The organism is Anaeromyxobacter sp. SG64, assembly GCF_022690745.1.
In the GTDB taxonomy this organism is placed as follows: Bacteria; Myxococcota; Myxococcia; order Myxococcales; family Anaeromyxobacteraceae; genus Anaeromyxobacter; species Anaeromyxobacter soli.
Genome location: NZ_JALCZB010000159.1, coordinates 2,501 through 5,644, shown reverse-complemented (window position 1 = coordinate 5,644; position 3,144 = coordinate 2,501). Strand labels below are relative to the sequence as shown.

At 56.5% G+C, this 3,144-nt stretch carries 2 rRNA genes (1 of these 2 running past the window's edge); both read right to left on the bottom strand.

The window, feature by feature from the left end:
• Nucleotides 1-51 precede the first annotated feature (51 nt).
• Nucleotides 52-168, bottom strand: a 5S ribosomal RNA gene (rrf, locus tag MNZ29_RS23365).
• A gap of 155 nt (nucleotides 169-323) precedes the next feature.
• Nucleotides 324-3,144: ribosomal RNA gene (locus MNZ29_RS23360) — 23S ribosomal RNA — on the bottom strand; it runs 156 nt beyond the window's last position.

Below are 3,144 nucleotides of genomic sequence, written 5' to 3'. Positions count from 1 at the left end.
CAAAAGAAAAAAGCCCGCCGGCGCGAATTGCGCCAGCGGGCCAAGAAAAAAATGCGGCAGCGACCTACTCTCCCACACCGCTTCCGGTGCAGTACCATCGGCTCTGGTGGGCTTAACTACCGTGTTCGGGATGGGAACGGGTGTGACCCCACCGAAATAGCCACCGCAAACCTAGAAAAGAGCTCGAGAAGCGACTGCTGCTGCTTCTCGCTGAATACGAAGGGTTAGAAGAGTCTTCCAGCGGGCCTCGCGTGGCCCGGACTACACGTTTCGATGCCTCGATCTCGACCTCGTCCAATGGTCGTCTACGACCTGAGAAGAGGGAGACCAAGCCGCACGCCCGATTAGTACCGGTCAGCTGAGCGCCTCACGGCGCGTACACCTCCGGCCTATCAACCTCGTCGTCTTCGAGGGGGCTTCAGGGGCTTGCGCCCGGGAGAAGTCGTCTCGAGGTTGGCTTCCCGCTTAGATGCTTTCAGCGGTTATCCGTTCCGCACATAGCTACCCAGCGATGCCCCTGGCGGGACAACTGGTACACCAGCGGTGCGTCCATCCCGGTCCTCTCGTACTAAGGACAGATCCTCTCACTTCTCCTACGCCCACGGCAGATAGGGACCAAACTGTCTCACGACGTTTTGAACCCAGCTCGCGTACCGCTTTAATTGGCGAACAGCCAAACCCTTGGGACCTGCTCCAGCCCCAGGATGCGATGAGCCGACATCGAGGTGCCAAACCGCGTCGTCGATGTGAACTCTTGGACGCGATAAGCCTGTTATCCCCAGAGTACCTTTTATCCGTTGAGCGATGGCCCTTCCATACAGAACCACCGGATCACTATGACCTGCTTTCGCACCTGCTCGAGCCGTCGCTCTCGCAGTCAAGCTCCCTTATGCCATTGCACTCGACGCCTGGTTTCCAATCAGGCTGAGGGAACCTTAGCGCGCCTCCGTTACTTTTTGGGAGGCGACCGCCCCAGTCAAACTACCCACCAGCCATTGTTCCCGACCCCGATGAGGGGTCCAGGTTAGACACCAGAAATCGCCAGGGTGGTATTTCACCGTTGCCTCCCCCCAAGCTAGCGCCCGGGGTTCATAGGCTCCCACCTATCCTACACAAGCAATTCCTAGTGTCAGTGGCAAGTTGTAGTAAAGGTTCATGGGGTCTTTCCGTCTTGCCGCGGGTAAACTGCATCGGCACAGCTATTTCAATTTCGCTGAGTCCCTGGTCGAGACAGCGCGGAAGTCGTTACGCCTTTCGTGCAGGTCGGAACTTACCCGACAAGGAATTTCGCTACCTTAGGACCGTTATAGTTACGGCCGCCGTTTACCGGGGCTTCGGTTCATCGCTTTGGCCTTGCGGCCTGACGAATCACCTTAACCTTCCGGCACCGGGCAGGCGTCAGACCCTATACGTCCACTTGACGTGTTTGCAGAGTCCTGTGTTTTTGTTAAACAGTCGCTACCGCCATTTATCTGCGACCCAGTGTCGCTTCAGGAGCAAGTCCCTACACGACGCCGGGCCCCCCTTCTTCCGAAGTTACGGGGGTAGATTGCAGAGTTCCTTGACCAGAGTTCTCTCAAGCGCCTTAGGATTTTCTCCTCGCCCACCTGTGTCGGTTTGCGGTACGGGCGCCTCGTCAGCTCCACGCGGGGATTTTCTAGGAAGCATGGGATCACGCACTTCAGGCCTTGCGGCCACGTCATCACCTCTCGGCGTTAACGGCCTCACCTTTTCATCGTATGAGGCCCGCCTACGGGCTTGAACCGGGACGACCGTCACCCGGCTGCGCTACCCTTCTCCGTCCCCCCTCGCTTCAACGCCAACGGGGCGGTACAGGAATATTAACCTGTTGTCCATCGCCTACGCCTTTCGGCCTCGGCTTAGGGCCCGACTAACCCTGGGCGGATTAACCTTCCCCAGGAAACCTTGGGCTTACGGCGAACGAGTTTCTCACTCGTTTTGTCGCTACTCATATCGGCATCAGCTCTAGAACAGACTCCACCAGTCCTTGCGGTCTGGCTTCGCTGCCGGTTCTACGCTCCCCTACCGATCCCTTGCGGGATCCCGTGGCTTCGGTGTCATGCTTGAGACCCGATACATTTTCGGCGCAGTCTCGCTTGATCAGTGAGCTATTACGCTATCTTTAAAGGATGGCTGCTTCTAAGCCAACCTCCTGATTGTCAAAGCGCTACCACATCCTTTTTGTGATCACTTAGCATGAACTTGGGGACCTTAGCCGACGATCTGGGTTATTCCCCTCTCGCCGATGAATGTTATCACCCACCGACTGCGTCCCGGGATAACAGTTTCAGGCATTCGGAGTTTGGTACGGTTTGGTAATCTGGTAGGACCCCTAGCCGTTCCAGTGCTCTACCTCCTGAACTGAATTTCCCGAGCCGATACCTAAATATCTTTCGGGGAGAACCAGCTATCACCAAGTTTGATTGGCCTTTCACCCCTACTCACAGCTCATCCCAGAAGTTTTCAACCTCCATGAGTTCGGTCCTCCACGCGGTTTTACCCGCGCTTCAACCTGGCCATGAGTAGATCACCTGGCTTCGGGTTATAATGATTGCGACTGGCGCCCGTTTCGGACTCGCTTTCGCTGCGCCTCCGGCTATCGCCTTAAGCTCGCCACAACCATTAAGTCGCCGATTCATGATGCAAAAGGTACGCTCTCAGGCATTCCGCTTGCGCGGCATAGCCCTCGAACTGCTTGTAGGCATGCGGTTTCAGGTTCTTTTGACTCCCCTAACAGGGGTTCTTTTCACCTTTCCCTCGCGGTACTTGTTCACTATCGGTCTCTAGGGAGTATTTAGCCTTACGAGATGGTCCTCGCAGATTCAGGCAGGATTTCACGTGTCCCGCCTTACTTGGGTACGCAATCAGGAGATACACATCGGTTTCGGTTACGGGACTGTCACCCTCTGTGGTCCGACTTTCCAGACGGCTCACCTACCGATGCTTCTCTCCCGGGTCATCCCCATTGCGCCCCTCAACCCCAGCTGGACTCGCGTCCAACCGGTTTGGGCTGTTCCGCTTTCGCTCGCCACTACTGACGGAATCGCTGTTTGCTTTCTCTTCCTCCGGGTACTGAGATGTTTCACTTCCCCGGGTTCGCTTCCTGCACCTATGGATTCAGCG